Genomic DNA, 23,652 nt, shown 5'->3' with positions numbered 1-23,652 from the left:
CACTTATCAAGAGTAAAACTCCATGAATCCAAAATACGCCCCACTCTTTCAAACATACACCCTCAATAACGGCGTAACCATCAAAAACCGCCTTGTCGTCGCCCCCATGACCCATTTCGGCTCACAAGCCGACGGTTTGATCAGCGACCAAGAGCGTACATTCCTCAGCAACCGTGCAGGCGATATGGGCTTGTTTATCACTGCCGCCACTTTGGTTCAAAAAGACGGCAAAGCCTTTCACGGCCAACCTGAAGCCACAGGCGAACACTGCCTCGACAGCCTGAAAGAAACCGCACAAATCCTGCAACAACAAGGCGCAAAAGCGATTTTGCAAATCCATCACGGCGGCTCCAAAGCCATTGATGAACTTTTGGACGGTCTCGACAAAATCAGCGCTTCCGCCAGCGAAACCGAACACGCACGCGAAGCGACCGCAGAAGAAGTCGAAGCACTCATCGCCTCTTATGCGCAAGCCGCCGATTTGGCGCTTCGTGCCGGTTTTGACGGCGTGGAAATCCACGGTGCGAACGGCTATCTGATCCAACAGTTTTACTCTGCCCAAAGCAACCGCCGCAACGACCAATGGGGCGGCAGCTTGGAAAACAGAATGCGCTTCCCGCTGGCCGTTATCGATGCCGTGGTTGCCGTCCGTGAAAAACACCAGCGCAACGACTTCATTATCGGCTACCGCTTCTCCCCTGAAGAGCCGGGTGACAACGGCTTAACCATGACCGAAACCGGCGCACTGATTGACGCATTGGTACAAAAACCGCTGCAATATTTGCACGTTTCCCTGTGGGAATTTGATAAAAAAATCCGTCGCGGCGGCGATACAGCCCAAACCCGTATGCAGTTTATCCACGAACGCATCAACGGCAAACTGCCGCTTATCGGCGTAGGCAACCTGTTTACCGCCGACCAAATTTTGGCCGCCTATGAAACCGGCTGGGCAGAATTTATCGCCTTGGGCAAAACCGTGATGATTAATCCGCACATCGCCACGCAAATCCGTGAAGGCCGCGAAGATGAAATCGAAACGCAACTCGATCCGACGCGCGCCGACCATTACGGCCTTCCCGACACCTTGTGGGGATTTGCCTCCAGTGGTACGCAATCATGGCTGCCGCCGGTAAAAGGCGCAGAATGGAAACCGATGGATATTTAATCATCGATTCATAAACAAAGGCCGTCTGAAACTTTTCAGACGGCCTTTGTTTTGGTACAAACATTGAATTATCAAGCATTTTTTTGTACAATTCCGCATCTTTCAATCTATTGCAGGGCGTGTTGCACACGCCCTTATTTTAGCCTGTTTTCCAATACCCATATCCTTCAGGCCGTCTGAAAAAGCGGCCTCAACCTTTTTGCAAAGAAAACCATGTCCCAAGAAATCCTCGACCAAGTGCGCCGCCGCCGCACGTTTGCCATCATCTCCCACCCCGACGCGGGTAAAACCACGCTGACCGAAAAACTGCTGCTGTTTTCAGGTGCGATTCAAAGCGCAGGTACGGTAAAAGGCAAGAAAACCGGCAAATTCGCCACCTCCGACTGGATGGACATCGAGAAGCAGCGCGGCATTTCCGTGGCCTCGTCCGTAATGCAATTCGACTACAAAGACCATACCGTCAACCTCTTGGACACGCCGGGACACCAAGACTTCTCCGAAGATACCTACCGCGTATTGACCGCCGTGGACAGCGCATTGATGGTCATCGACGCGGCAAAAGGTGTGGAAGCGCAAACCATCAAACTCTTGAACGTCTGCCGCCTGCGCAATACGCCGATTGTCACGTTCATGAACAAATACGACCGCGAAGTACGCGACTCTTTGGAATTGCTGGACGAAGTGGAAAACATCCTGCAAATCCGCTGCGCGCCCGTCACATGGCCTATCGGCATGGGCAAAAACTTCAAAGGCGTGTACCACATCCTGAACGATGAAATCTATCTCTTCGACGCAGGCGGCGAGCGTCTGCCGCACGAGTTCGACATCATCAAAGGCATCGACAATCCTGAATTGGAACAACGCTTTCCATTGGAAATTCAACAGTTGCGCGACGAAATCGAATTGGTGCAGGCGGCTTCCAACGAATTTAATCTCGACGAATTCCTCGCCGGCGAACTCACACCCGTGTTTTTCGGCTCGGCGATTAACAACTTCGGTATTCAGGAAATCCTCAATTCATTGATTGAATGGGCGCCCGCGCCGAAACCGCGGGATGCGACCGTACGCATGGTCGAGCCGGACGAGCCGAAGTTTTCCGGATTTATCTTCAAAATCCAAGCCAATATGGACCCGAAACACCGCGACCGTATCGCCTTCTTACGCGTCTGCTCCGGCAAATTCGAGCGCGGCATGAAGATGAAACACCTGCGTATCAACCGCGAAATCGCCGCCTCCAGCGTGGTAACCTTCATGTCGCACGACCGCGAGCTGGTAGAAGAAGCCTACGCCGGCGACATCATCGGCATCCCGAACCACGGCAACATCCAAATCGGCGACAGCTTCTCCGAAGGCGAGCAACTGGCGTTTACCGGTATCCCATTCTTCGCGCCCGAACTGTTCCGCAGCGTACGCATCAAAAACCCGCTGAAAATCAAGCAACTGCAAAAAGGCCTGCAACAGCTCGGCGAAGAAGGTGCGGTACAGGTTTTCAAACCGATGAGCGGCGCAGATTTGATTTTGGGCGCGGTCGGCGTGTTGCAGTTTGAAGTCGTTACCTCACGCCTCGCCAACGAATACGGCGTAGAAGCCGTGTTCGACAGCGCATCCATCTGGTCGGCGCGCTGGGTATCGTGCGAAGACAGGAAAAAACTGGCGGAATTTGAAAAAGCCAACGCAGGCAATCTGGCGATAGACGCAGGCGGCAACCTCGCCTACCTCGCGCCTAACCGCGTAAACTTAAATCTGACACAAGAACGCTGGCCCGACATCGTATTCCACGAAACACGCGAGCATTCGGTTAAACTGTAAAATGCAAAGGCCGTCTGAAACTTTCAGACGGCCTTTTTTTCATTCGATATCAACCCAATAAATCCCAAGCAAACTTTCCGATGGTCAGGCACAGCAGCAACATAAACCCATAACGCAGTAATTTAGTTCCGCCGCGTATTGCCAAGCGCGCGCCGACCACGCCGCCGCACAAATTCGCCACCGCCAACGGTATCGCCCATGCCCACACGACATGGCCTTGTGGGATAAAAAACGTCAGCGCGGCAAGATTAGTGGTCGAATTGATGACCTTTGCCGAAGCATTCGCCGCTAAAAAATCATAGTCGTAAAAGCGGACGAACACAAAAGCCAGCAGGCTGCCCGTCCCCGGCCCGAACACGCCGTCGTAAAACCCGATTAACGCGCCGAAAAATAAGCCCCATAAAGTTTCGCGACGCGTCAGCTTTTCAGTGCGTACCGTCTGCCCCAAGTCTTTTTTCAAAAAAGTGTACAGGCACATGGCAATCATGATGACCAGCATTGCCGGTTTCATGTATTGCACGGGGAAATACACCACCGTTTTCACGCCCAAATATGAAGCGGCAAATGCCAACGCCGCCGCAGGCAGCAGCATTTTCCACGGCACGGGGATTCGGCGCAGGTATTGCCCCGTCGCAGTCAACGTGCCGCAGCAGAAAGCAAATTTATTGACACCCATCACCGAGGCCACAGGTGTAGCGTTTGGCAATAGGTTGAACAATCCGGGAATCTGCAACAGCCCTCCGCCGCCAACGGCCGCATCCATCAGCCCGGCGGCAAAGCCTACCAATACCAGATAATAAAAAAACGAATCTGCAAGCATAATGTCCATCTCAAAAAAGCAAAGCGATTTTGCGCGTGTTTGCCTGTCCTGACAACCTACCAGGCCGTCTGAAAACAAGAAACCATATTCTGTTTTCAGACGGCCTTTCTTTTTCAATTCAGCCGCTCAAATTGCGGCTTAAAAATTTTTCCATTAAAATGCCGCCCCTTATCTTTCCTGCACACAACACATTTTATGGAACATTCCACCCCGACCAAACGCACAGCCCACGAACGAATGAGCATCTTCGCGCATTTCATTTTTGCCAGCCGCTGGCTGCAACTGCCGATTTATATAGGCTTGATTATCGCCCAAGTCATTTATGCCTGTAAGTTCCTCAAATCCTTGTGGCACTTGGTATCCAATTTCAGCATCATGGATGAAAACACCATCATGATCGCCGTATTGAACCTGATTGATGTCGTGATGATTGCCAACCTGCTGACCATGGTGATTGTCGGCGGCTACGAAACCTTCGTTTCCCGCCTGCACGTTGAAGAACATCCCGACCAACCCGAATGGCTCAGCCATGTCAATGCTTCGGTTTTGAAGGTTAAGCTGTCGATGTCTATCATCAGCATTTCCTCCATCCATCTGCTGCAAACCTTCCTCAACACCGCCAATCTGTCGGAAAAACAAATCATGTGGCAATGTATTACCCACATCTGCTTCCTGATTTCCGCCCTCGCCATGGCTTTAACGGACAAAATCGTGTACAGCACGACACATAAAGCACATTGATAAAAGGCAATTAAAAGGCCGTCTGAAATGTTTCAGACGGCCTTTTGTTATCTGGCAATGTTTACCGGCTTATTGCTTACGCTTGTCCCACCAGGCAAACAAGTTGCCCAAAATCGTTCCCGATACAGAGTGCCAAACGCAGGCAACGGCGGCGGCAACGGCGGACTCGGCATTACCGGGGAAGAATTTAGCACTCAAACCAGTGGCAAGTCCGGCGTTTTGTACGCCGACTTCGATGGCAAGGGTGCGTTTTTTGGCGGTATTCATGCCGGTCAGCGCGCCACTGTAATAGCCGAGGATGTAGCCACCGATGTTGTGGGCAGCAATGGCGAGTACCATAACCAAGGCGGATTCAGCAAAGCGGTGTCCGTGAACAGCAGCAACGCCGCCGACGATGCAGGCAAACGCGACAACGGCAACGGCCGGCATAATCGCGCGTACGTCTTCAAACCAATGTTTTTTATGCAGCAATATATTGGCGACAGAACCGATAACGACAGGCAACAGGGTAACGAGCAACATAAATTTGAACATACCCCAGCCGTCCATTTCGACGGTTTGTCCAACCAAATAAGTCATCCACAGCGGCGTCATCACAGGTGCAAGGACGGTGGAAACAGTCGTCATACCAACCGAAAAGGCAACATCGCCTTTAGCCAAAAAACTCATGATATTGGACGAAACGCCGCCCGGGCAGGTGCCGACCAAAACCAAACCCAGCGTCAATCCGGGCGAGAGGTCAAAGGCTCTGGCAATACCGATAGCGAGCAGGGGCATAATCGTGTATTGGGCGATTGCGCCGATAAAAATATCGAGCGGACGTTGTGCCAGAATTTGATAATCTTCTTTACCCAAAGTCATGCCCATGCCGAGCATGATGATGCCGAGTACGACGACTTGCGTATCGCCTTTTACCCACGAAAAAGTGGCAGGTTCGATAAAGGCGATAATGGAGGCAAGGACGATAATCAAGGCGGTGAAGCGGGTCATTTGCCGACTGATAGCGGTCAGAAAGTTCATGTTTTTACTCCTTTGTATGTTTTTATCATGACAATAATTGCCATAATTTAACACATGTTAACTCTTATGCGCAATTACAGTAACGAAACAGGAAATCCATCATCCAATAATGTTTAAAAACAAACCACACTGACTCCACCCAATATCAACACAAAGGCCGTCTGAAACTTTTCAGACGGCCTTGTTTTATCCGTTCGTTATCGATTTATTCGATATTTTGAACCTGTTCGCGCATTTGTTCGATTAAGACTTTCAGTTCAACCGAAGCTTGCGTGCATTCGGCAGCGATGGCCTTACTGCCCAAAGTGTTGGCTTCACGGTTCAACTCTTGCATCAAGAAATCCAAACGTTTGCCTGCGCTGCCCTTGCCTTCGGTAACGATGCGACGCACTTCGGCGATATGGGTGCGCAAACGGCTGAATTCCTCATCCACATCGGATTTTTGGATGAATAAAGCAAATTCCTGTTGCAAACGGTCGTTGTCGATATTGCCGACGGCTTCTGCCAAACGGGCTTTGACTTTGTCCATATGCGCCTGCAGCAGGCTTGGGAACAGTTCGTTCAAAGCATCCACAATCTCTTCCATGCCGTCCAGACGTTGCAGCAGGTGTTCGCCCAGTTTTTTGCCCTCGCGTTTGCGGGCGGCTGTGAACTCTTTCAACGCGCCGGTCAATAAATCTTTGACACCTTTCGCCAAGGCCTCGGAGTCTTCGCTCTGACCTGCCAAAACTCCGGGGAAACGCAAAACGTCGGCCACGCTTAGCTTGCCGAAATTGTGTTCCTTGCGCCATTCTTTGTTCAAATGCGCCAGCTGGGCGACCAAATCCTGATTGACTTCCAAAGTCTGACCGCCCGAAGCCGCATCTTGCAGCTGAACGCGGCACTCCAGTTTACCGCGCGCCACAGCCGCGGCAATCTGTTCGCGCAATGCGCCTTCCAAATAGCGCAACTCTTCAGGCATACGGAATTGAACATCCAAATAACGGTGGTTGACCGCGCGGATTTCCAAATTAATCCGCTTGCCGCCGCATTCGCCTGCGGCATTGGCAAAGCCGGTCATACTGTGAATTTGAATATTTCGTCTTGTAGCCATGGTTTTACTCCGTTTCCAAATACGAGTGAAAGTATGGACACTATAACACACCCGACCGACGATTTTCAGACGGCCTTTGCTGCCAAATTCCTCTATAATTCAAGGCAGCCCATTTTTTATTCCCCCCAAAGGACCATCATGAGCGACTACACCCGCACCGGCCGCGCTGCCGACAGCCTGCGCAACATTAAAATCACCCCCAATTTCCTGCCACACGCCGACGGCTCCTGCCTTATCGAGTGCGGCAACACCAAAGTGATTTGCACTGCCTCCATCGACGAAAATGTCCCGCCCTTCTTGCGCGGTAAAGAACAAGGCTGGGTAACGGCCGAATACGGCATGTTGCCGGCTTCTACCGCCTCCCGTATGCGCCGCGAGGCCGCCGCAGGCAAACAGTCCGGCCGCACACAAGAAATCCAACGTCTGATCGGCCGCTCGCTGCGCGCCGTTGTCGATATGGAAAAACTCGGCGAACGCCAAATCCTGATTGACTGCGACGTCATCCAAGCCGACGGCGGCACGCGTACCGCCTCCATTACCGGTGCCTACGTTGCCCTGCAAATCGCCGTGGACAAGCTGCTTTCAGACGGCCTTATCAGCGAAAACCCAATCCGTGAAGCCGTTGCCGCCGTTTCCGCCGGCGTGGTAGGCGGTGTACCGCTTTTGGACTTGGACTATCCCGAAGATTCAGGCTGCGACAGTGACGTTAATATCATCATGACTGCATCCGGCAAAATCATCGAAATCCAAGGTACGGCCGAAGGCGCGCCGTTTAGCATCGAAGAATTGGGCAAGCTGATTGCCCTCGCGCACAAAGGCATTGCCGAATTGGTTCAACACCAGCAGGCCGCCCTTTTGGCCCGATAATCAGCAAGGCCGTCTGAAAACTTTCAGACGGCCTTTTTTAACCAAACCCCTTTATGCGTATTTACTCAAAAAAGCGCGTCCCATCCTTGAATTCCATGTAAAAAATAGTAATAATAACCCTTTTTCCAGCAAACCAAGCTGCCCGACAACCCCCCACAAGAAAGCACGAAACATGGCGTTAATCGTACATAAATACGGCGGCACATCAGTAGGCTCGCCCGAACGCATCAAAAACGTAGCCAAACGTGTCGCCAAAGCCCGCGCCGAAGGACACGACATCGTAGTCGTCGTATCCGCCATGAGCGGCGAAACCAACCGACTGGTCGCACTGGCGCACGAAATGCAAGAGCATCCCGATCCGCGCGAACTCGACGTCGTTCTCGCTACCGGCGAACAAGTGACCATCGGCCTGCTGGCCATGGCCCTGAAAGACATCGGCGTTGACGCCAAGAGCTACACCGGCTGGCAAGTCGCCCTCCAAACCGACACTTCCCACACCAAAGCCCGCATCGAAAACATCGACGACGAGAAAATGCGTGCCGATTTGGCCGCCGGAAAAGTCGTTATCGTAGCCGGTTTCCAAGGCATCAGCAGCGAAGGCAATATCTCAACTCTTGGCCGTGGTGGTTCGGATACCTCCGCCGTTGCTATCGCCGCAGCCCTCAAAGCCGACGAATGCCAAATTTACACCGACGTGGACGGTGTTTACACCACCGACCCGCGCGTCGTACCCGAAGCGCGCCGCATGGACACGATCACTTTTGAAGAAATGATCGAACTGGCCAGCCTTGGCTCAAAAGTTTTACAAATCCGCTCCGTAGAATTCGCCGGAAAATACAAAGTGCGCCTGCGCGTACTCAGCAGCCTGCAAGATGGCGGCAACGGCACCCTGATTACCTTTGAAGAGGACGACAACATGGAAAGAGCAGCCGTAACCGGTATCGCATTCGACAAAAATCAAGCACGCATCAACGTACGCGGCGTACCTGACAAACCCGGCGTTGCCTACCAAATCCTCGGCGCAGTTGCCGATGCCAACATCGAAGTCGACATGATCATCCAAAATGTCGGCAGTGAAGGCACAACCGACTTCTCCTTCACCGTTCCACGCGGCGACTACAAACAAACCATCGAACTCCTGCAACAACGCCAAGACAGCATCGGCGCCGCTTACATCGACGGCGACGACACCGTATGCAAAGTCTCCGCAGTCGGCTTGGGCATGCGTTCACACGTCGGCGTAGCCGCCAAAATCTTCCGCACCCTCGCAGAAGAAGGCATCAACATCCAAATGATTTCAACTTCCGAAATCAAAGTATCCGTCCTGATTGACGAAAAATACATGGAACTGGCCACCCGCGTTCTACATAAAGCATTCGACTTGGGCAACTAATTCCAGCCAATCAAAAGGCCGTCTGAAACTTTATTGTTTCAGACGGCCTTTTATATTAAAACCTTGCTGTTTCAATACTCAATCCTTCCCTTCTCTCGAAAAATGCTCAATCTCAAATCCGCTCTGACGATAAGCTCGAAAACGGTCTCGGGCTTCGGCCAAATCTTCTAAGCTATTGCCCACAATCTCAAGGATACGATTTGGAATGGCCGGGGCTTGGCTCCAGAAATCGGCAGACAGGTTCAAAACCGTGCAATCTTGCGAAATATTCGGCAATGAGTTTCCAAACGCAAGCAATACCGGCGTTTCAGACGGCATGGGGTCGGTAGGCAGCCAGACTTCATGCGGAATAAAGCTTTCGGGAATCTGCTGCCACAAATCAATGTCGAGTTGCTGCATGGCCGCAGCAGAATCCGACCATACCAAAATCTGCCCGCCATCGCGTATGGCGCGGGCAATCAGGCGGCAGGCAAAGGCGGCCGGCTGGGCGACGTGTGTATAAAAAGTGGCTTTAGGCATGGCGTATTCTTTCATTTAGGCAATGGATTTGCCGTTTTCAGACGGCCTTTTTGGTTTTCAACAATCTCAAGGCATTGCCCAATACCAGCAGCGAGCTGAAACTCATGCCGAGCGCGGCGATCCACGGGGTAACGTAACCAAACACGGCCAGCGGAACGGCAACCAGATTGTATGCGCTCGCCCAAGTCAGGTTTTGGCGGATGATTTGATGGGTACGGCGTGCCTGTTCCATCATCACGGGTAAAACGTTCAAATCATCATTGAGCAAAACCACATCCGCACCGTCTCGCGCCACATCGGCACTCGTGGCCACGGCAGCCGATACGTCGGCTTGGGCAAGGACGGGGGCATCGTTGATCCCGTCGCCGATCATCATGACTTTACGCCCTTGTTTTTGCAGATTTTCCACATAAGCCAGCTTGTCTTCAGGCGTGGCTTCGGCACGATAGGCATCCAAACCCAGCTCTTGCGCGACTTGGGCTACGGCAGCCTGACGGTCGCCGCTTAAAAGGTGCAGACGGATGCCGTGTTGTTTCAGGTTTTGCAACATTTCAGCGGCGCTGTCTTTGATTTGGTCTTCTAGCAAAAAGGCCGTCTGAAAACCGCTTTGATTGCCCAAGAAAATAATGCTGCCTGTGTGGTCGATATGGGCAAATGTTTCAGGCAGATTACCGGCGATCTCAGAAACAAATGCCGCTTTGCCCAAAGCCCAAACCTGGATTTCGCCATCAAATTCGATTTGCGCGCTGACGCCGTGTCCGATACGGTTGATCCGTTGCTGCACTTTCACATCAAGCGCGGATATGGGGCCATCTGAAAGCGTATGGTTCAAAATGGCACGGGCGATGGGGTGTTCGGATTGCTGCTCCAATGCTTGGGCAACGGCAAGGGCTTGGGCCTCGTTCAGACGGCCTGCGGACAACATACGGCTGACGGAAAGCTGCCCTTTGGTCAACGTACCGGTTTTATCGAACACGACATCGTCAATTTGAGCAAGCGTTTCCAAGCTTTGTTTGCCGCTGATGAGAATGCCGTCTTTGGCAAGCGCACCGGTAGAAGCAGCCAGTGCGGTCGGAGTGGCAAGCGATAAGGCACACGGACAGGTAATGACCAGCAGGGCAACGGTAATCCACAAGGCGGTGTGCGCATCGGCATACCAAGCCCAGCCGATAAAAACAGGAACTGCAAGCAAGAGCTCGCCAAATACAAAACTGGACGCGTATTTTTCGGCCAACTCGGCGGCACGCGGTTTTTGCGCCAGCGCACGGTCGAGCAGTTTGACGATATGGGACAGGCGCGTGTTGCCGCCGGTATGGTCGGTGCGGATGATTAAAGGGCTGCTGGTGTTGAGCGTGCCGGCGGTTACTTTTTCAGACGGCCTTTTCACGATGGGCAGGCTTTCGCCGGTCAACATGGCTTCGTTAACTTCACTCTCGCCGGATAAAACCGTACCGTCCACCGGAATGACTTCGCCGGGCTTCACAACAATCGTATCGCCGATATTGAGGCGGACGACTGCGGCTTCTTCGATGGCTTCACTTTCCGGATAAGATGGCAAACGGTGGCAGAATGCCGGAACCAGTTTGACCAACCGCTCCGCCGCATCGCCTGCTTTGCGTCGGGCAATCTGTTCCATAAAACGCCCGCCCAACAGGAAAAACAGCAGCATGGCGATAGATTCAAAATACATGCCCTGCCCTGCGTTGGTGGCCAGGCTGTAAATACCCGCAATAAAGGTCATCACAATGGCAATGGCAATCGGCGTATCCATGCCGACACGGCGGTTTTTCCAGTCGCGCCATGCGCCGCGGTAAAATGGCAACGCGCTGTAAAACACAACGGGCAACACCATCAAAAAGCCGCCCCAATGCAGGATTTCCAAATAAAGCGGCTCGATGTCGCCGCCGTAAAAATAAGTCGGCAGAGCAAACATCATCGTCTGCATCATACCCAGTCCGGCCACGGCCAATCTGACGATAAACTGCTTACGCTCCTTCTGCGCCTGCACTTCGATTTTTTGCGCATCATAAGGCGCGGCGGTATAACCGGTTTGGCGGATTTTCAGCAAAATGTCCGACAATTCGATGTGGGCGCTGTCCCACACCACGCGGCAGCGGTGGGTACTATAATTCAAATCCACGCGCACCACGCCCTTCATGCGCAACAACTGTTGTTCAATCAGCCACACACACGCGGCGCAGGTAATGCCGCCCAGCATCAACACCGCCTCGCGCTCATCCCCTGCGCCGACCTCGACAAAATCCGCCTGCACTTCGGGCAAATCGTACAGCTTTAATTGTGACAACACTTCCGGCGGCGGCAATTCAGATTTTTCCGCGTCTGCGGTACGCTGTTTGTAATAATTGCCCAAACCGGCATCAATGATACTCTGCGCCACCGCTTGGCAGCCGGCGCAGCAGGTTTCGTGTTCTTCGTCTTCAAAACGAACCGTCAGATGCAGATGCTCCGGGACTTCAAGTCCGCAATGGAAACAGTTTTTTTGGGGATGTGTGGAAGATGTCATAATGTGTTCGATTTATTTTTCAGACGGCCTGAAACAATCGTTTCAGGGTGTTACATTTTAGCAAAAAGCGTTTTTCCGCCTCATTTCATTTACTTTTGAATTAATAGACTGTCGAATTTTATAAAAAATATGGAAAACAAAGTATTGACCGTTTATCAAATGATGAACGGTAACATATAAATACCGTTTATCCTTAAAAACTTCCAATTATTTTAATGTAAAAATGGAACTTTTTTAAAAACTCCAATACATTTTTTATTGACCTCAATCCATTTAAGCAGCATACTTTAGGCATTCCGCGAAGACGGAAATAAAAAAACACACATTTACTTATAAAACTAACTTATTGGGAAACCTCACCATGATTGATCGCCTTATGCCTATCTTCGCCGTTATCGGCATTTTGTCCAGCACCGTATACCTGAGCCTCGCCGCTTGGATGCTTTACGAAAGCGTGTTCAAAAAGAAAAGCCCTCTGTCGGCATAATCCTCAGATTTAGAATTTTACGGTAAGGCCGTCTGAACATTCAGACGGCCTTGTTTCATTCCATACTATCAAGCACTTGGCTGTACGGCCAATTCAATCATTGCTTCGCGCAAACCGTCCAAGCCCAAACTTTCTGCAACGGAAACATTCACGCCGACGGCATGCCCGGAATTGTCGCGCAAAATGCCTGCTTCACGCATACCTGACGGCAGCAAATCGATTTTGTTGTACACCACCAATTGCGGAATTTCATGCGCGCCGATTTCTTCCAAGACTTCGTTGACATCGTCCATCTGCCGTTCAAAATCGGTATTGGACGCATCAACAACGTGCAGTAGCACATCCGCCATCGCCGTCTCTTCCAAAGTAGCGGAAAACGCCGACACCAGCTTGTGCGGCAAATCGCGGACGAAGCCGACGGTATCGGTCAAAATCACGCTCGCCTCGTGCGACAGAAAAAGCCGACGCGCAGTGGTATCCAAAGTGGCAAACAATTGGTCTTTCGCCAATACGTCCGCTTTGGTCAGGCGGTTGAACAGGCTGGATTTTCCGGCATTGGTATAGCCGACAATGGCAAAGGTTTTCAGACGGCCGCTCATGCGCGATTTGCGGCGCGTGGCGCGTTGTTTGCGGACATCGGCAAGCTGTTTTTTCAATGCCGTGATTTTTTGTCCGATTAAACGGCGGTCGGTTTCCAACTGGGTTTCGCCCGGCCCTTTCAAGCCGATACCGCCCTTCTGACTTTGCAGGTGTCCATAACCGCGTACCAGCCGTCCGCTCAAATGGTTCAACTGAGCCAGCTCCACCTGCAACTTACCTTCCTGCGATTGGGCGCGTTTGGCAAAAATCGCCAAAATCAAACCCACTCTGTCGAGGACGCGGCATTGAAGCTCTTTCTCCAGATTACGCTCTTGTGTCGGCGTGAGTTCGTGGTTAAACACGACCAGCCCGACATCATGCTGCTTGACCACTGCCGCCAATTCTTCCGCCTTACCCGTACCGACAAACAAAGCCGGATGCGGTTTGTCGCGGCGTGAAGTTTCGATAGAAACCAAATCGCCTCCGGCCGCGCTCACCAATTCTGCCGCTTCGGTCAAGGCCGTCTGAAAGCCGCGCTCGCGCGTTTCATTTGCGCCAGAATAGTCCGCCGTCAGCATTACGCCGACCAAGAGGACGCGTTCGGGCTGCTCCAAAGATTTATCGACGGAAAACAGATTGCGCTTGCTCAAAAAATTTCCTTTCAGACGGCCTTATGGCTGGGTCAAAGTGCTAATTAACGGTTTTTCAAAATATCGGCAAAATATTCGGTCACTTCTGCCAAACGTCCGCCTTGCGCGGCATAAGGCTGCATTACGGCCACCAGCTGCTCCAACACTTCGCGCGTTTCGGTTTGCGCGTGTTCGCGGTAGAGCCACATATTTTGCATGGTCACCGTGGTCAATGCCTCGCGTACATTAAGCAAGAGCAAGTGGCGGCAAGATTCATAGCCTTGGCGCAAATCGCCGGCCGCATAGGCGGTAACCGACAATTCATAATCGATGTCCAACTGATAAACATTGCTTTGGACAAAAAGAATATCGTCTGTTGGGAACGGGATACGTTTCGCCATCAGACCGATCGCATGGGAAATGCGGTATTTCCCTTCCTGGCGCAACATGGTTTGCGCAAGGTAGAGACATTCGGCACGGCGCGGGTTGTAATCATAGCCTGCCAACCAAGTCGCCAAGGCTTCATCGCGTTTGCCCATTAATTTGTAGCACTCGCCCAGCTGTTGGTAAGAAACCGACACTTCCTCGATCCAACCGCCCAACTCGATGCGTTTTTTAAACCATTCGCTCGCACGCTCGGGCATATCAGAATCCCAATAAGAACGTGCCGCATAAAAGGCGTAACGCGGTTTCAGGTCTTCATCTTCAGGGCTGTAAAACGCTTTTTCCAAAGAAACGGCGTCAAGCAGGTATTTGTTCGCCATATTGCTGCGCGCGCCGAAACGGCCGCTGAGTACCGTATAGTCGCCATGAAGCGTGGCTTCGCTGGTATCTTGTTTGTCGGTTTCAATAAATTCGTGCAACACGCCGCGCCAGTAGAATGTGCCGTCATTGCGCAACAACAGCGGACGATAATAAACCACGCTGCCCATGGCATTTCTCATGCGGAGGCGGTAGCGGTCGGCGGTCAGCTCGGGCAATTCCAATTTGCCTTCAAAGCGGTCGTCCGCATCAAAAATCAACACGTAATCGGTTTTGTCTTTTGCGTGTTTCAACGCTTGATTGCGGTTGTATGCAAAATTTTGCCAACCATCATGATGAATCTCGCCTGCGATGCCCTTTGCATCGAAAAAGCGGCGGATCACGCCGGCGGTATCATCGGTCGAGCCGGTGTCGCTGATGACATAGTAGTCAAGTTTGATGTGGTCGGTGATGTTGGCCAGTGTTTCTTCGATGATTGCCGCTTCGTTTTTAACAATCATATTCAAGCAGATGGTTTGGGACATTTTCAATAGCCGCATTGGTTTGGAAAGGTATTATTTTACTTTAGCATTTTGTTTTTTGCACACAAAATACTCAGGCCGTCTGAAGATTGCCTTTCAGACGGCCTGAAGTTTATTTTGCCTTATCTTTTTTCCTGACGGCGTATCAGATACACCGCCAACAGTGCAAACAAAACCGTCGGCAATGCGCCCGCCAAAAACGGCGGCACACCGTACAACTGACTGGTAAAGCCGAAGAGCCGTCCGGCAAAGTGGAACAGCAAACCAAGGCAGATACCGCCGAAAAGTTTCAAGCCCATATTGCCGTGGCGCGTGGTTTGCGGCGTAAAGGCGAAGGCAACAAGCGCCATCACCCATGCGGCAACGGGATACACCAGCTTGCGCCACCATGCGATGGCATAGACTTGGGTATTTTGGTTGTTTTTTTCCAGATGGTCGATGTAGGTGGTCAATTCGCCGACAGACATTTGGTCGGGCTTGACGAGCAATACATCCATCAGGTTGCGTTTAACGGAAATCGGCCAGTTTTCTTCGGTGGTAGTGGAGACCTCGACTTTATCTTCGCCCAATATGCTGCGGCGGATATTTTTCAGCTGCCAACTGCCGTCGGGATTCAAAACGGCTGATTCGGCTTCTGCCGCTTGGGTCAGTTCGTTTTTATCGTTGCGCTGCCAAATTTTGATGCCCAAAAGCGTATGGTCGGGCAGCATTTCGCGCACGTTGATAATGCTGTTTTTTTCTTTCAACCAAAGGCCGGTATTGCCGGTACTGATTTTGCCATTGATGGCCGCAGCTTTGATGTTTTCGGCTTTTTGGCTCAGAGTGGGAGCAACCCATTCGCCAAGAGCGACGGTGGCAATGGCGAAAATCAAACCAAACTGCGACAGAATCAACAGCAGTTTTTTGGTGCTCATGCCGCTGGCTTTGATAACGGTCAGCTCGCTGCCGGAAGCCAGTTGGCTGAGGGAAATCAGGCCGCCGATCAAAACGGCAAGCGGCATCAGTTCATATGCGCGCGCAGGCATCTGCATTAAAACATACTGCCCCAATTTTGCGCCGTTATAGCTGCCTTTTCCAAGATCGCCGACTTCGTTGATGATTTCAAAAAAGCTGTACAAAGCGAGGAAGGCAAGGAGGGCGTAAACCGCCATAACCGCCATTTGACGGATGATGTAACGTGAAATCAGGTTCATTTTCCGCCTTTCAATGTCAGACTTTTGGCAACCGCCTGCCAGAAGGGTTGGCTGGGCATACTGCGCACGCGTAGCAGGACGACGGCAATCACAAACATGATGATGTGCATAGGCAGCAGTCCGAGCCAAAAATGGATTTTGCCGTCTTCCACAGCATTGCGCAGGAAGGTCAGCACGTTTTGGTAAACCAAAAACAAACCGATGGCAATCAAGATATTGTAGGTATGGCCGCTACGCGGATTGAAATAAGAAAGCGGCACGGCAAGCAGACACAACAACAAAACGCTGACGGTCAAGGAAATACGCCACATCAATTCCGCTTGATGTTGGGGATTGCTGCTGCCAATCAGTTGGGCGGTCGGAATGGTACGGCGATGTGAAACAGGGTCGATAAGTTTGGGCGTGGTGCTGATAATCAGGCTGAGGTTTTGAAAGGAAACGCGGTTGTAATCGGCTTTGCCGGGCGTACCGCTGTAACGGTAGCCGTCGCGCAATTCAAGCGTACGTTTGTTGTCGGTCAACGAAAAATTGCCCTCTTTGGCAAAAACGATGTTGTCGTTGCCGTTTTTGTCCTGCTCGCGCAGGAACAGGTTTTTCATGATGCCGGATTCAGTATCGAAGGTTTCGACAAAATAAACCCTGCCGTTGCGCTTACCCAAGCTATTGAACTCGCCGGCTTCCACCAAAGACAACTCCTGCTTCTGCTTCAAAATTTCGGCATATTCGCGGCTGCGCAACTCTGCCCACGGCATTACCCAAAGCTGCATGACGGCAATCAAAATGGCAAACGGCACGGCAAACTGCATGACCGGGCGTATCCATTGTTTCAATGCCAATCCGCAGGAAAGCCAAACCGACATCTCGCTGTCGCGCCAGTAGCGGGTCAATACGGTCAACGTACTGATAAATGCGGTCAACACCAGCAAAAGCGGTGTCATGCCGATTACCCAGAAGCCGACTAAGGCCAACACGGCATCGATGGCGACACGCCCGTCGGCTGCGCGGCCAAGCAGGTTGATGGCCTGCGTGGACACCAATACCGCCAAGAGGACGACAAAGATGCCGACGGCGGTAAAGGAAAGTTCTTTAATAAAGTTTCTTTGGTAAATCATAAGATTGAGCGTGGTATACGGTTTATGGGAAACCTATATTTATTAATAAGGCTTCAGACGGCATGACACAAATGGAGTACAATGATTTTCATCTGTTCGGACGGTTGGTCAACAGGCCGTCTGAACAACCGACAACCGTTCCAATCAGGAGAATAAACGTGAAATTTAGCACAAAAGCCGAAACTTTGCAGGCTCAACAGGCAGGTGCGCAATTATTTGTCTGCGCCGAAGCATCGCAACTGAACAACCCGACTGCCCTCGCCCTCTTCGCTTCCCTTGAAGAAGGTCAAAATTTCGCCGACACCAAAATCCCGACGGACAACGGTTTGCAGGCCATTGCCATCGCCCGCCTCGAAAAAACCGACCGCGCCGCATTGAACAAAGCTGCAGCCGAAGCCGCCAAATGGGCGCAAAATCAAGAAACGGTCAATGTGGACGTTCACGCCTTTGAAGAAGCGCAAGCCGCCGCCGTTGCCGAAGCGTTTGCGATTGCTTTCGGCAATGCCGCCTACCGTTTCGACCGCTACAAAAAAGAAGCCAAACCGGCCAAATTTGCAGAAGCCGTGTTCCACAGCGCACACGAAGCCGCCGTCAAAGAAGCCCTGCGCATTGCCGAAGCGCAAGTTTACGGACAAAGCCTCTGCCGCGACTTGGGCAATGCCGCGCCGAACGAATGCACGCCTGAATTCCTCGCGCGTACTGCCAAAGCCGAAGCCGAAAAATTGGGTGCACACGCCAAAATCATTGAAAAAGACTACATCAAAGAAAACATGGGTTCGTTCTGGTCTGTCGCCAAAGGCAGTGTCGAGGATCCATATTTAGTCGAACTGAGCTATTTCGGTGCGGCCGACAAAGAAGCCGCGCCTGTGGTATTGGTCGGCAAAGGCATTACCTTCGATACCGGCGGCATTTCCCACAAACCCGGCCTGAACATGGACGAAATGAAGTTCGACATGTGCGGCGCGGCAACCGTCATCAGCACCTTCTGCGCCGCCGTCAAACTGCAACTGCCGATCAACCTGATTGCCGTCGTCGCCACTTGTGAAAACATGCCTTCCGGCGCGGCCAACAAACCGGGCGACGTCGTGAAAAGCATGAAAGGCTTGACCATCGAAGTGTTGAACACCGATGCCGAAGGCCGTCTGATTTTGTGCGACGCGCTCACTTACGCCGAGCAGTTCAAGCCCAAAGCCGTCATCGACGTCGCCACTCTAACCGGCGCGTGCATCATCGCCCTGGGTCATGACGTCAGCGGCGTGATGGGCAACAATCAAGATTTGGTCGACAGCCTGCTGACTGCTTCCCGCAACGTGGACGACAAAGCATGGCAACTGCCGCTCTTTGAAACCTACAAAGACCAACTCAAATCCAACTTTGCCGACATTCCAAACATCGGTACGCCGGGTGCAGGCACGATTACCGCCGCAACATTCCTGTCTTACTTTACCGAAGACTATCCATGGGCACACCTCGACATCGCAGGTACCGCATGGAAATCCGGCGGAGAAAAAGGCGCGACCGGCCGCCCTGTTCCTTTATTGTTGAACTATCTGCGCAATGTGAAATAAATCTTGGGGAAAGCCTGCGGGGTTACACATTTCAACCCCGCAGGCCGTCTGAAAACGGAATCCGCATTATCTGACTCAACCTGACAAACGGAGAACCACCATGAAACCACTATTTGCCGCATTATCTGTTGCCCTTCTGCTCGGCACATCCATAAGCGCTCAAGCTACCGAACAAACCGCCCCCACCGACCGCAGCATCCAAGTGTACAAAAAAGCCGACTTAACTGAATGGAACCGCGAAAACGCAGCCGGAGGCCAAGGCCCCTTGCTCGGCAGCTTTGCCTTCACGCGCCATCAAACCGCCGACCAAGACGCATTCAAAGAAATCGGCTGGCTGACACTGCCGCCGGGCGCTTCCATCGGTCAGCACAAACATACCGGCAATGAAGACGTCTACATCATCGTATCGGGCAAAGGCCTGTTTACCGACAGCGAAGGCAAACAAACCGAAGTCGGCGCCGGAGACATTACCATCGCCCGCCCCGGCCAGTCCCACGCACTCAAAAATATCGGCAAAAAGCCGTTGGTCTTCCTTGATCTGATTGCCGAAACTGCTGCTGCCCAAACTAAGACCTTTACAAAATAACCCATTTATCCAACAGCCGAAACCTAGACACAAGATTTCGGCTGCTTCAGGTACTGTAATCGGGTTAGAGTAACCATTGTTTCTATATTAAATCATGTTATGATTGAACTTGTTTTATTCTTGAGTTCAATCAATTATGGCTAACCGTCTTTTTCACTTATATCGCTATCAAATTATTTCGAATGAACGCATTCAAGAACGTCTGCCTTTTGGGGATATGACAGTTGAAGAAGTAATCCAAAATAAAAATGCATTTTTTATCGAAGCCTTTAATAATCTTATCCTGCAGAGTGATTTGAATTTATATGAAGAAACGACTAGAAAGATAAGAATTAAGCAAATTTTCCCAAGTACCCATGCAGATGAAAGTGAGCAACTTTTTGTATTTAAAGTTGCTACACGTAAGCGATTGAAGAGAGAAACAGAAAATTTTGAATCGGTTTCCGAAGAAAATTGGCCAAGTGCGTTTGTACTTATTTGGAATGACCCAGAGCAACAAATTATTGCTATTGAATATCGACCAATAGCATTTCATAGTACTAATTCATTAGCAGCAACCTTGGAAAAACGTTTAAATGAAATACTTGCTATTCATAATTTAAATGTGCAAATCAATCCGATATTTGATAAGAAATCCTTTTGGGAATTTATTGAAGGTCGCAACTTAGAAAAGGTTATCTTCAAAATAGTTACACCTAACATGGCTTCTATTTCTCAGTCATTAAGTGAAGAATTAAAAGCCATAGCTAAAATGTCCAATTCTGCCACAACAGAATTGACTTTGACTGCTCCCGAAAATGGTACTTTGAATATTTCACCCAGTATGCCGCAACTTCCTGAACTGGTAGATTACAGCAGTAAAGGAGGTGGAAATATTAGAGTAAAGTATAAAGGTGTCAAAGCAATTACCAACGTCAAAACTGAACACTCTAGTTTAACGGTTGATGAGATTACTATTGAATATCACCCCTATAACCTTGTTGACAAAATTCAAGATTCTTGTAGAGAAAATGATTAAAACTATTGCTGACACCTTTGCCAAATCTTTTGTCATTGCTGTGGTTATTTGTGCCATTCAAGCATTATTTGGGATTTCTTTTGTCAGAGAATTCATGCAGGACAATTTGCTCAATATTCTGGTTACTTTGATGGCTATTAACACTGCAACAATAGCTGTCATTTTGTCAAAAATGTATGAAATCAGTCGAGAACATCAAAAAAAAGTTAATGAAATCTTTGGTGCTACCAAATCACAAATGTTGTTGTCTATTCGTGAACAAATTGCTTTGATAGGTAGTGGTCTAGTTCTTTCTATTTTATCGAAAAAAATAGATTGGGCTTGGAATCCGACTATTATTAATGCCAGTTTGGAAATTTTGTTATTAACAGTATTTATTTATGCATTGTTTATATTGTATGACACTGCTAAAGCTGTTTTAGAATTTTATCAATAACTTTCTAGTATCTGTTAAATAGTCAGCAAGCACCCCTTAACAGTTGGTTAAACATTGATTTATACAATGTCTAACCAACTGTTAAGGACTTTTATGTCTAAATCCCTTGAACTCATTTGAACATCGAAAATTACGAAGCGCGTTTTTTCCCGATCTAAACCGCCCAAGCCGCCAAATAGCAGTTATCAAACCGACAAGGTCGTCTGAAAACCATATTACGTTTTCAGACGACCTTTTTTGCTGTTTAGGCAGCATGATTCGTTCCAAGCAAACGGGGGGATGGTGCGCCGCCGTTGTTTCCATCTTTTTTATCATTTTCAAGATATTGGGCTTCAGACGACCTTTGGTTTTTCACTGTTTGTATGAGCTTTGGCTTGACTGTTTTTCAGCATCAAATGCGATTTACTTCTTAAATTCTTGTTATATTAATGATGAAATGTTATATAATAACAGCCTTTCGAAATATGATGAGAAACTAAAATGACACAAACCACACTCAAACCCATTGTTTTATCTATTCTTTTAATCAGCACCCCCATTCTCTCCCAAGCGCATGAAACCGATCAGTCGGTGGACTTGGACGAGGTTACCGTTGTCGGCAAAAGCCGTCCGCGCGCCACTTCGGGGCTGTTGCACACTTCGACCGCCTCCGACAAAATCATCTCCGGCGATACCTTGCGCCAAAAAGCCGTCAACTTGGGCGATGCTTTAGACGGCGTACCGGGCATTCATGCCTCGCAATACGGCGGCGGCGCGTCCGCTCCCGTTATTCGCGGTCAAACAGGCAGACGGATTAAAGTTTTGAACCATCACGGCGAAACGGGCGACATGGCGGACTTCTCGCCCGACCATGCCTTGATGGTGGACAGCGCCTTGTCGCAACAGGTCGAAATCCTGCGCGGCCCGGTTACGCTCTTGTACAGCTCGGGCAATGTAGCCGGTTTGGTCGATGTTGCCGATGGCAAAATCCCCGAAAAAATGCCTGAAAACGGCGTATCGGGCGAAACCGGATTGCGTTTGAGCAGCGGCAATTTGGAAAAACTGACATCCGCAGGCATCAATATCGGACTGGGCAACAACTTCGTGCTGCATACCGAAGGCTTGTACCGCAAATCGGGCGATTACGCCGTACCACGCTATCAAAAAGAAGAAGGCCGTCTGAAACGACTGCCCGACAGCCATGCCGATTCAAAAACCGGCAGCATCGGCCTGTCTTGGGTTGGGGATAAAGGTTTCCTCGGCGTGGCGTACAGCGACCGTCGCGACCGCTACGGCCTGCCTGCCCACAGCCATCTCTACGACGACTGCCACGCCGACATCATCTGGCAAAAGAGCTTGATTAACAAACGCTATTTGCAGCTTTATCCGCACTTATTGACCGAAGAAGACGTCGATTACGACAATCCGGGTTTGAGCTGCGGCTTCCACGACGACGATGATGCACACACCCATGCCCACAACGGCAAACCGTGGATAGACCTGCGCAACAAACGCTACGAACTCCGCGCCGAATGGAAGCAGCCTCTGCCCGGTTTTGAAGCCCTGCGCGTACATCTGAACCGCAATGACTACCACCACGACGAAAAAGCAGGCGATGCAGTAGAAAACTTCTTCAACAACAAAACACACAACGCCCGCATCGAATTGCGCCACCAACCCATAGGCCGTCTGAAAGGCAGCTGGGGTGTGCAATATTTGGGACAAAAATCCAGCGCGCTCTCCGCCATTCCCGAAACCGTCCAACAACCGATGCTGATTGACAACAATGTCCGCCATTACAGCTTTTTCGGCGTAGAACAGGCAAACTGGGACAACTTCTCGCTTGAAGGCGGCGTACGCGTGGAAAAACAAAAAGCCTCCATCCAATACGACAAAGCCCTGATTGATCGGGAAAACTACTACAACCAGCCCCTGCCCGACCTCGGCGCGCACCGCCAAACCGCCCGCTCGTTCGCGCTTTCAGGCAACTGGTATTTCACGCCACAACACAAACTCAGCCTGACCGCCTCGCATCAGGAACGCCTGCCGTCAACGCAAGAGCTGTACGCACACGGCAAACACGTCGCCACCAACACTTTTGAAGTCGGCAACAAACACCTCAACAAAGAGCGTTCCAACAACATCGAACTCGCGCTGGGCTACGAAGGCGACCGCTGGCAATACAATCTGGCACTCTACCGCAACCGTTTCGGCAACTACATCTACGCCCAAACCTTAAACGACGGACGCGGCCCTAAATCTATCGAAGACGACAGCGAAATGAAGCTCGTGCGCTACAACCAATCCGGCGCCGACTTCTACGGCGCGGAAGGCGAAATCTACTTCAAGCCCACGCCGCGCTACCGCATCGGACTTTCCGGCGACTACGTCAGAGGTCGTCTGAAAAACCTGCCATCGCTGCCCGGCAGGGAAGATGCCTACGGCAACCGTCCTTTCATCGCACAGGACGACCAAAACGCCCCCCGCGTTCCGGCTGCGCGCCTCGGTGTCCACCTAAAAGCCGCGCTGACCGACCGCATCGATGCCAATTTGGACTACTACCGCGTGTTCGCCCAAAACAAACTCGCCCGCTACGAAACGCGCACACCCGGACACCATATGCTCAACCTCGGCGCAAACTACCGCCGCAATACGCGCTATGGCGAGTGGAATTGGTACGTCAAAGCCGACAATCTGCTCAACCAATCCGTTTACGCCCACAGCAGCTTCCTCTCTGATACGCCGCAAATGGGCCGCAGCTTTACCGGCGGTGTGAACGTGAAGTTTTAAAATCAGATAGACAAACAAAAAAGGTTTTCAGACGGCCGTCT

At 50.9% G+C, this 23,652-nt stretch carries 20 protein-coding genes; 11 read left to right on the top strand and 9 right to left on the bottom strand.

Going from position 1 to position 23,652, the window contains the following annotated elements; all coding sequences use genetic code 11:
• Positions 1–22: 22 nt before the first annotated feature.
• Entirely contained in the window at positions 23–1,165 is a 1,143-nt protein-coding gene (locus tag HMPREF3139_RS06820; protein ID WP_063068010.1) for an NADH-dependent flavin oxidoreductase, read from the top strand.
• Positions 1,166–1,378: 213 nt separating this feature from the next.
• A complete protein-coding gene (locus tag HMPREF3139_RS06815; RefSeq protein ID WP_063068011.1) occupies positions 1,379–2,974 on the top strand; it encodes a peptide chain release factor 3 in 1,596 nt (531 codons plus the stop codon).
• A 49-nt stretch (positions 2,975–3,023) separates the two neighbouring features.
• On the opposite strand, the gene HMPREF3139_RS06810 is transcribed toward HMPREF3139_RS06815, so the two are convergent.
• A complete protein-coding gene (locus HMPREF3139_RS06810) occupies positions 3,024–3,794 on the bottom strand; it encodes a sulfite exporter TauE/SafE family protein (RefSeq protein WP_070461506.1) in 771 nt (256 codons plus the stop codon).
• 195 nt (positions 3,795–3,989) lie between these two features.
• Here HMPREF3139_RS06810 and HMPREF3139_RS06805 point away from each other — a divergent pair, with 195 nt between their 5' ends.
• The gene (locus HMPREF3139_RS06805; RefSeq protein ID WP_070461341.1) at positions 3,990–4,535 is read left to right on the top strand and encodes a TIGR00645 family protein; all 546 of its coding nucleotides are present in this window, start codon (positions 3,990–3,992) and stop codon (positions 4,533–4,535) included.
• 69 nt (positions 4,536–4,604) lie between these two features.
• Here HMPREF3139_RS06805 and HMPREF3139_RS06800 read toward each other — a convergent pair whose 3' ends face one another.
• Together HMPREF3139_RS06800 and HMPREF3139_RS06795 are read right to left on the bottom strand one after the other, a co-directional pair.
• Positions 4,605–5,555 (bottom strand): bile acid:sodium symporter family protein, encoded by a 951-nt coding sequence (locus HMPREF3139_RS06800; RefSeq protein WP_070461340.1) that lies wholly within the window; start codon positions 5,553–5,555, stop codon positions 4,605–4,607.
• Between the two features lie 205 nt (positions 5,556–5,760).
• On the bottom strand, positions 5,761–6,648 hold the full coding sequence (locus HMPREF3139_RS06795) for a YicC/YloC family endoribonuclease (RefSeq protein WP_234395502.1): 888 nt from the start codon (positions 6,646–6,648) through the stop codon (positions 5,761–5,763).
• A gap of 138 nt (positions 6,649–6,786) precedes the next feature.
• Here HMPREF3139_RS06795 and rph point away from each other — a divergent pair, with 138 nt between their 5' ends.
• Positions 6,787–7,515 (top strand): ribonuclease PH, encoded by a 729-nt coding sequence (rph, locus tag HMPREF3139_RS06790; RefSeq protein ID WP_003686003.1) that lies wholly within the window; start codon positions 6,787–6,789, stop codon positions 7,513–7,515.
• 172 nt (positions 7,516–7,687) lie between these two features.
• Positions 7,688–8,908 carry an aspartate kinase gene (locus HMPREF3139_RS06785; RefSeq protein WP_063075945.1) on the top strand — a complete coding sequence of 407 codons (1,221 nt, stop codon included), beginning with the start codon at positions 7,688–7,690 and terminating at the stop codon, positions 8,906–8,908.
• 78 nt (positions 8,909–8,986) lie between these two features.
• Here HMPREF3139_RS06785 and HMPREF3139_RS06780 read toward each other — a convergent pair whose 3' ends face one another.
• Both HMPREF3139_RS06780 and HMPREF3139_RS06775 read right to left on the bottom strand, forming a co-directional pair.
• The gene (locus tag HMPREF3139_RS06780) at positions 8,987–9,427 is read right to left on the bottom strand and encodes a DNA polymerase III subunit chi (RefSeq protein ID WP_070461505.1); all 441 of its coding nucleotides are present in this window, start codon (positions 9,425–9,427) and stop codon (positions 8,987–8,989) included.
• Positions 9,428–9,464: 37 nt separating this feature from the next.
• Positions 9,465–11,951, bottom strand: a complete 2,487-nt coding sequence (locus tag HMPREF3139_RS06775) for a heavy metal translocating P-type ATPase (protein WP_070461338.1) — start codon at positions 11,949–11,951, stop codon at positions 9,465–9,467.
• 361 nt (positions 11,952–12,312) lie between these two features.
• Between HMPREF3139_RS06775 and HMPREF3139_RS11255 the strand changes: the two genes are divergently transcribed.
• Positions 12,313–12,438 carry a hypothetical protein gene (locus tag HMPREF3139_RS11255; RefSeq protein WP_003678791.1) on the top strand — a complete coding sequence of 42 codons (126 nt, stop codon included), beginning with the start codon at positions 12,313–12,315 and terminating at the stop codon, positions 12,436–12,438.
• 68 nt (positions 12,439–12,506) lie between these two features.
• On the opposite strand, the gene hflX is transcribed toward HMPREF3139_RS11255, so the two are convergent.
• The 4 genes from hflX to lptF form a co-directional block, all read right to left on the bottom strand.
• A complete protein-coding gene (gene hflX, locus HMPREF3139_RS06770; RefSeq protein WP_070461337.1) occupies positions 12,507–13,667 on the bottom strand; it encodes a GTPase HflX in 1,161 nt (386 codons plus the stop codon).
• A 44-nt stretch (positions 13,668–13,711) separates the two neighbouring features.
• On the bottom strand, positions 13,712–14,932 hold the full coding sequence (locus HMPREF3139_RS06765; RefSeq protein WP_234396194.1) for a glycosyltransferase: 1,221 nt from the start codon (positions 14,930–14,932) through the stop codon (positions 13,712–13,714).
• 119 nt (positions 14,933–15,051) lie between these two features.
• Positions 15,052–16,122 (bottom strand): LPS export ABC transporter permease LptG, encoded by a 1,071-nt coding sequence (lptG, locus tag HMPREF3139_RS06760; protein WP_070461336.1) that lies wholly within the window; start codon positions 16,120–16,122, stop codon positions 15,052–15,054.
• Positions 16,119–17,234 (bottom strand): LPS export ABC transporter permease LptF, encoded by a 1,116-nt coding sequence (lptF, locus tag HMPREF3139_RS06755; protein ID WP_070461335.1) that lies wholly within the window; start codon positions 17,232–17,234, stop codon positions 16,119–16,121. Before lptF ends, lptG begins: the two co-directional genes overlap by 4 nt.
• A gap of 158 nt (positions 17,235–17,392) precedes the next feature.
• On the opposite strand from lptF, the gene HMPREF3139_RS06750 reads away from it, so the two are divergent.
• The 5 genes from HMPREF3139_RS06750 to znuD all read left to right on the top strand — a co-directional run bounded on the left by HMPREF3139_RS06750 (position 17,393) and on the right by znuD (position 23,611).
• Entirely contained in the window at positions 17,393–18,802 is a 1,410-nt protein-coding gene (locus HMPREF3139_RS06750) for a leucyl aminopeptidase (RefSeq protein ID WP_070461334.1), read from the top strand.
• Between the two features lie 100 nt (positions 18,803–18,902).
• Positions 18,903–19,388, top strand: a complete 486-nt coding sequence (locus tag HMPREF3139_RS06745; protein WP_070461333.1) for a cupin domain-containing protein — start codon at positions 18,903–18,905, stop codon at positions 19,386–19,388.
• Positions 19,389–19,524: 136 nt separating this feature from the next.
• Positions 19,525–20,406, top strand: coding sequence for a hypothetical protein (locus HMPREF3139_RS06740; protein ID WP_141743138.1), 882 nt, complete (start codon positions 19,525–19,527; stop codon positions 20,404–20,406).
• On the top strand, positions 20,399–20,842 hold the full coding sequence (locus HMPREF3139_RS06735) for a hypothetical protein (RefSeq protein WP_070461331.1): 444 nt from the start codon (positions 20,399–20,401) through the stop codon (positions 20,840–20,842). Before HMPREF3139_RS06740 ends, HMPREF3139_RS06735 begins: the two co-directional genes overlap by 8 nt.
• Before the next feature lie 480 nt (positions 20,843–21,322).
• Positions 21,323–23,611, top strand: coding sequence for a TonB-dependent zinc receptor ZnuD (znuD, locus tag HMPREF3139_RS06730; RefSeq protein WP_070461330.1), 2,289 nt, complete (start codon positions 21,323–21,325; stop codon positions 23,609–23,611).
• The last annotated feature ends 41 nt before the right edge of the window (positions 23,612–23,652 follow it).

The organism is Neisseria sp. HMSC15G01, assembly GCF_001808255.1.
Lineage (GTDB): Bacteria > Pseudomonadota > Gammaproteobacteria > Burkholderiales > Neisseriaceae > Neisseria > Neisseria subflava_A.
The sequence above is the reverse complement of the archived record's forward strand: the minus strand, read 5'-3'. Positions and strand labels throughout refer to the sequence as shown.

Bases quoted from the DNA above. Each gene is read 5' to 3' on its own strand.
- HMPREF3139_RS06820 (WP_063068010.1), top strand. From the start codon at position 23: ATGAATCCAAAATACGCCCCACTCTTTCAAACATACACCCTCAATAAC.
- HMPREF3139_RS06815 (WP_063068011.1), top strand. From the start codon at position 1,379: ATGTCCCAAGAAATCCTCGACCAAGTGCGCCGCCGCCGCACGTTTGCC.
- HMPREF3139_RS06810 (WP_070461506.1), bottom strand. From the start codon at position 3,794: ATGCTTGCAGATTCGTTTTTTTATTATCTGGTATTGGTAGGCTTTGCC.
- HMPREF3139_RS06805 (WP_070461341.1), top strand. From the start codon at position 3,990: ATGGAACATTCCACCCCGACCAAACGCACAGCCCACGAACGAATGAGC.
- HMPREF3139_RS06800 (WP_070461340.1), bottom strand. From the start codon at position 5,555: ATGAACTTTCTGACCGCTATCAGTCGGCAAATGACCCGCTTCACCGCC.
- HMPREF3139_RS06795 (WP_234395502.1), bottom strand. From the start codon at position 6,648: ATGGCTACAAGACGAAATATTCAAATTCACAGTATGACCGGCTTTGCC.
- rph (WP_003686003.1), top strand. From the start codon at position 6,787: ATGAGCGACTACACCCGCACCGGCCGCGCTGCCGACAGCCTGCGCAAC.
- HMPREF3139_RS06785 (WP_063075945.1), top strand. From the start codon at position 7,688: ATGGCGTTAATCGTACATAAATACGGCGGCACATCAGTAGGCTCGCCC.
- HMPREF3139_RS06780 (WP_070461505.1), bottom strand. From the start codon at position 9,427: ATGCCTAAAGCCACTTTTTATACACACGTCGCCCAGCCGGCCGCCTTT.
- HMPREF3139_RS06775 (WP_070461338.1), bottom strand. From the start codon at position 11,951: ATGACATCTTCCACACATCCCCAAAAAAACTGTTTCCATTGCGGACTT.
- HMPREF3139_RS11255 (WP_003678791.1), top strand. From the start codon at position 12,313: ATGATTGATCGCCTTATGCCTATCTTCGCCGTTATCGGCATTTTGTCC.
- HMPREF3139_RS06765 (WP_234396194.1), bottom strand. From the start codon at position 14,932: ATGTCCCAAACCATCTGCTTGAATATGATTGTTAAAAACGAAGCGGCA.
- lptG (WP_070461336.1), bottom strand. From the start codon at position 16,122: ATGAACCTGATTTCACGTTACATCATCCGTCAAATGGCGGTTATGGCG.
- lptF (WP_070461335.1), bottom strand. From the start codon at position 17,234: ATGATTTACCAAAGAAACTTTATTAAAGAACTTTCCTTTACCGCCGTC.
- HMPREF3139_RS06745 (WP_070461333.1), top strand. From the start codon at position 18,903: ATGAAACCACTATTTGCCGCATTATCTGTTGCCCTTCTGCTCGGCACA.
- HMPREF3139_RS06740 (WP_141743138.1), top strand. From the start codon at position 19,525: ATGGCTAACCGTCTTTTTCACTTATATCGCTATCAAATTATTTCGAAT.
- HMPREF3139_RS06735 (WP_070461331.1), top strand. From the start codon at position 20,399: ATGATTAAAACTATTGCTGACACCTTTGCCAAATCTTTTGTCATTGCT.
- znuD (WP_070461330.1), top strand. From the start codon at position 21,323: ATGACACAAACCACACTCAAACCCATTGTTTTATCTATTCTTTTAATC.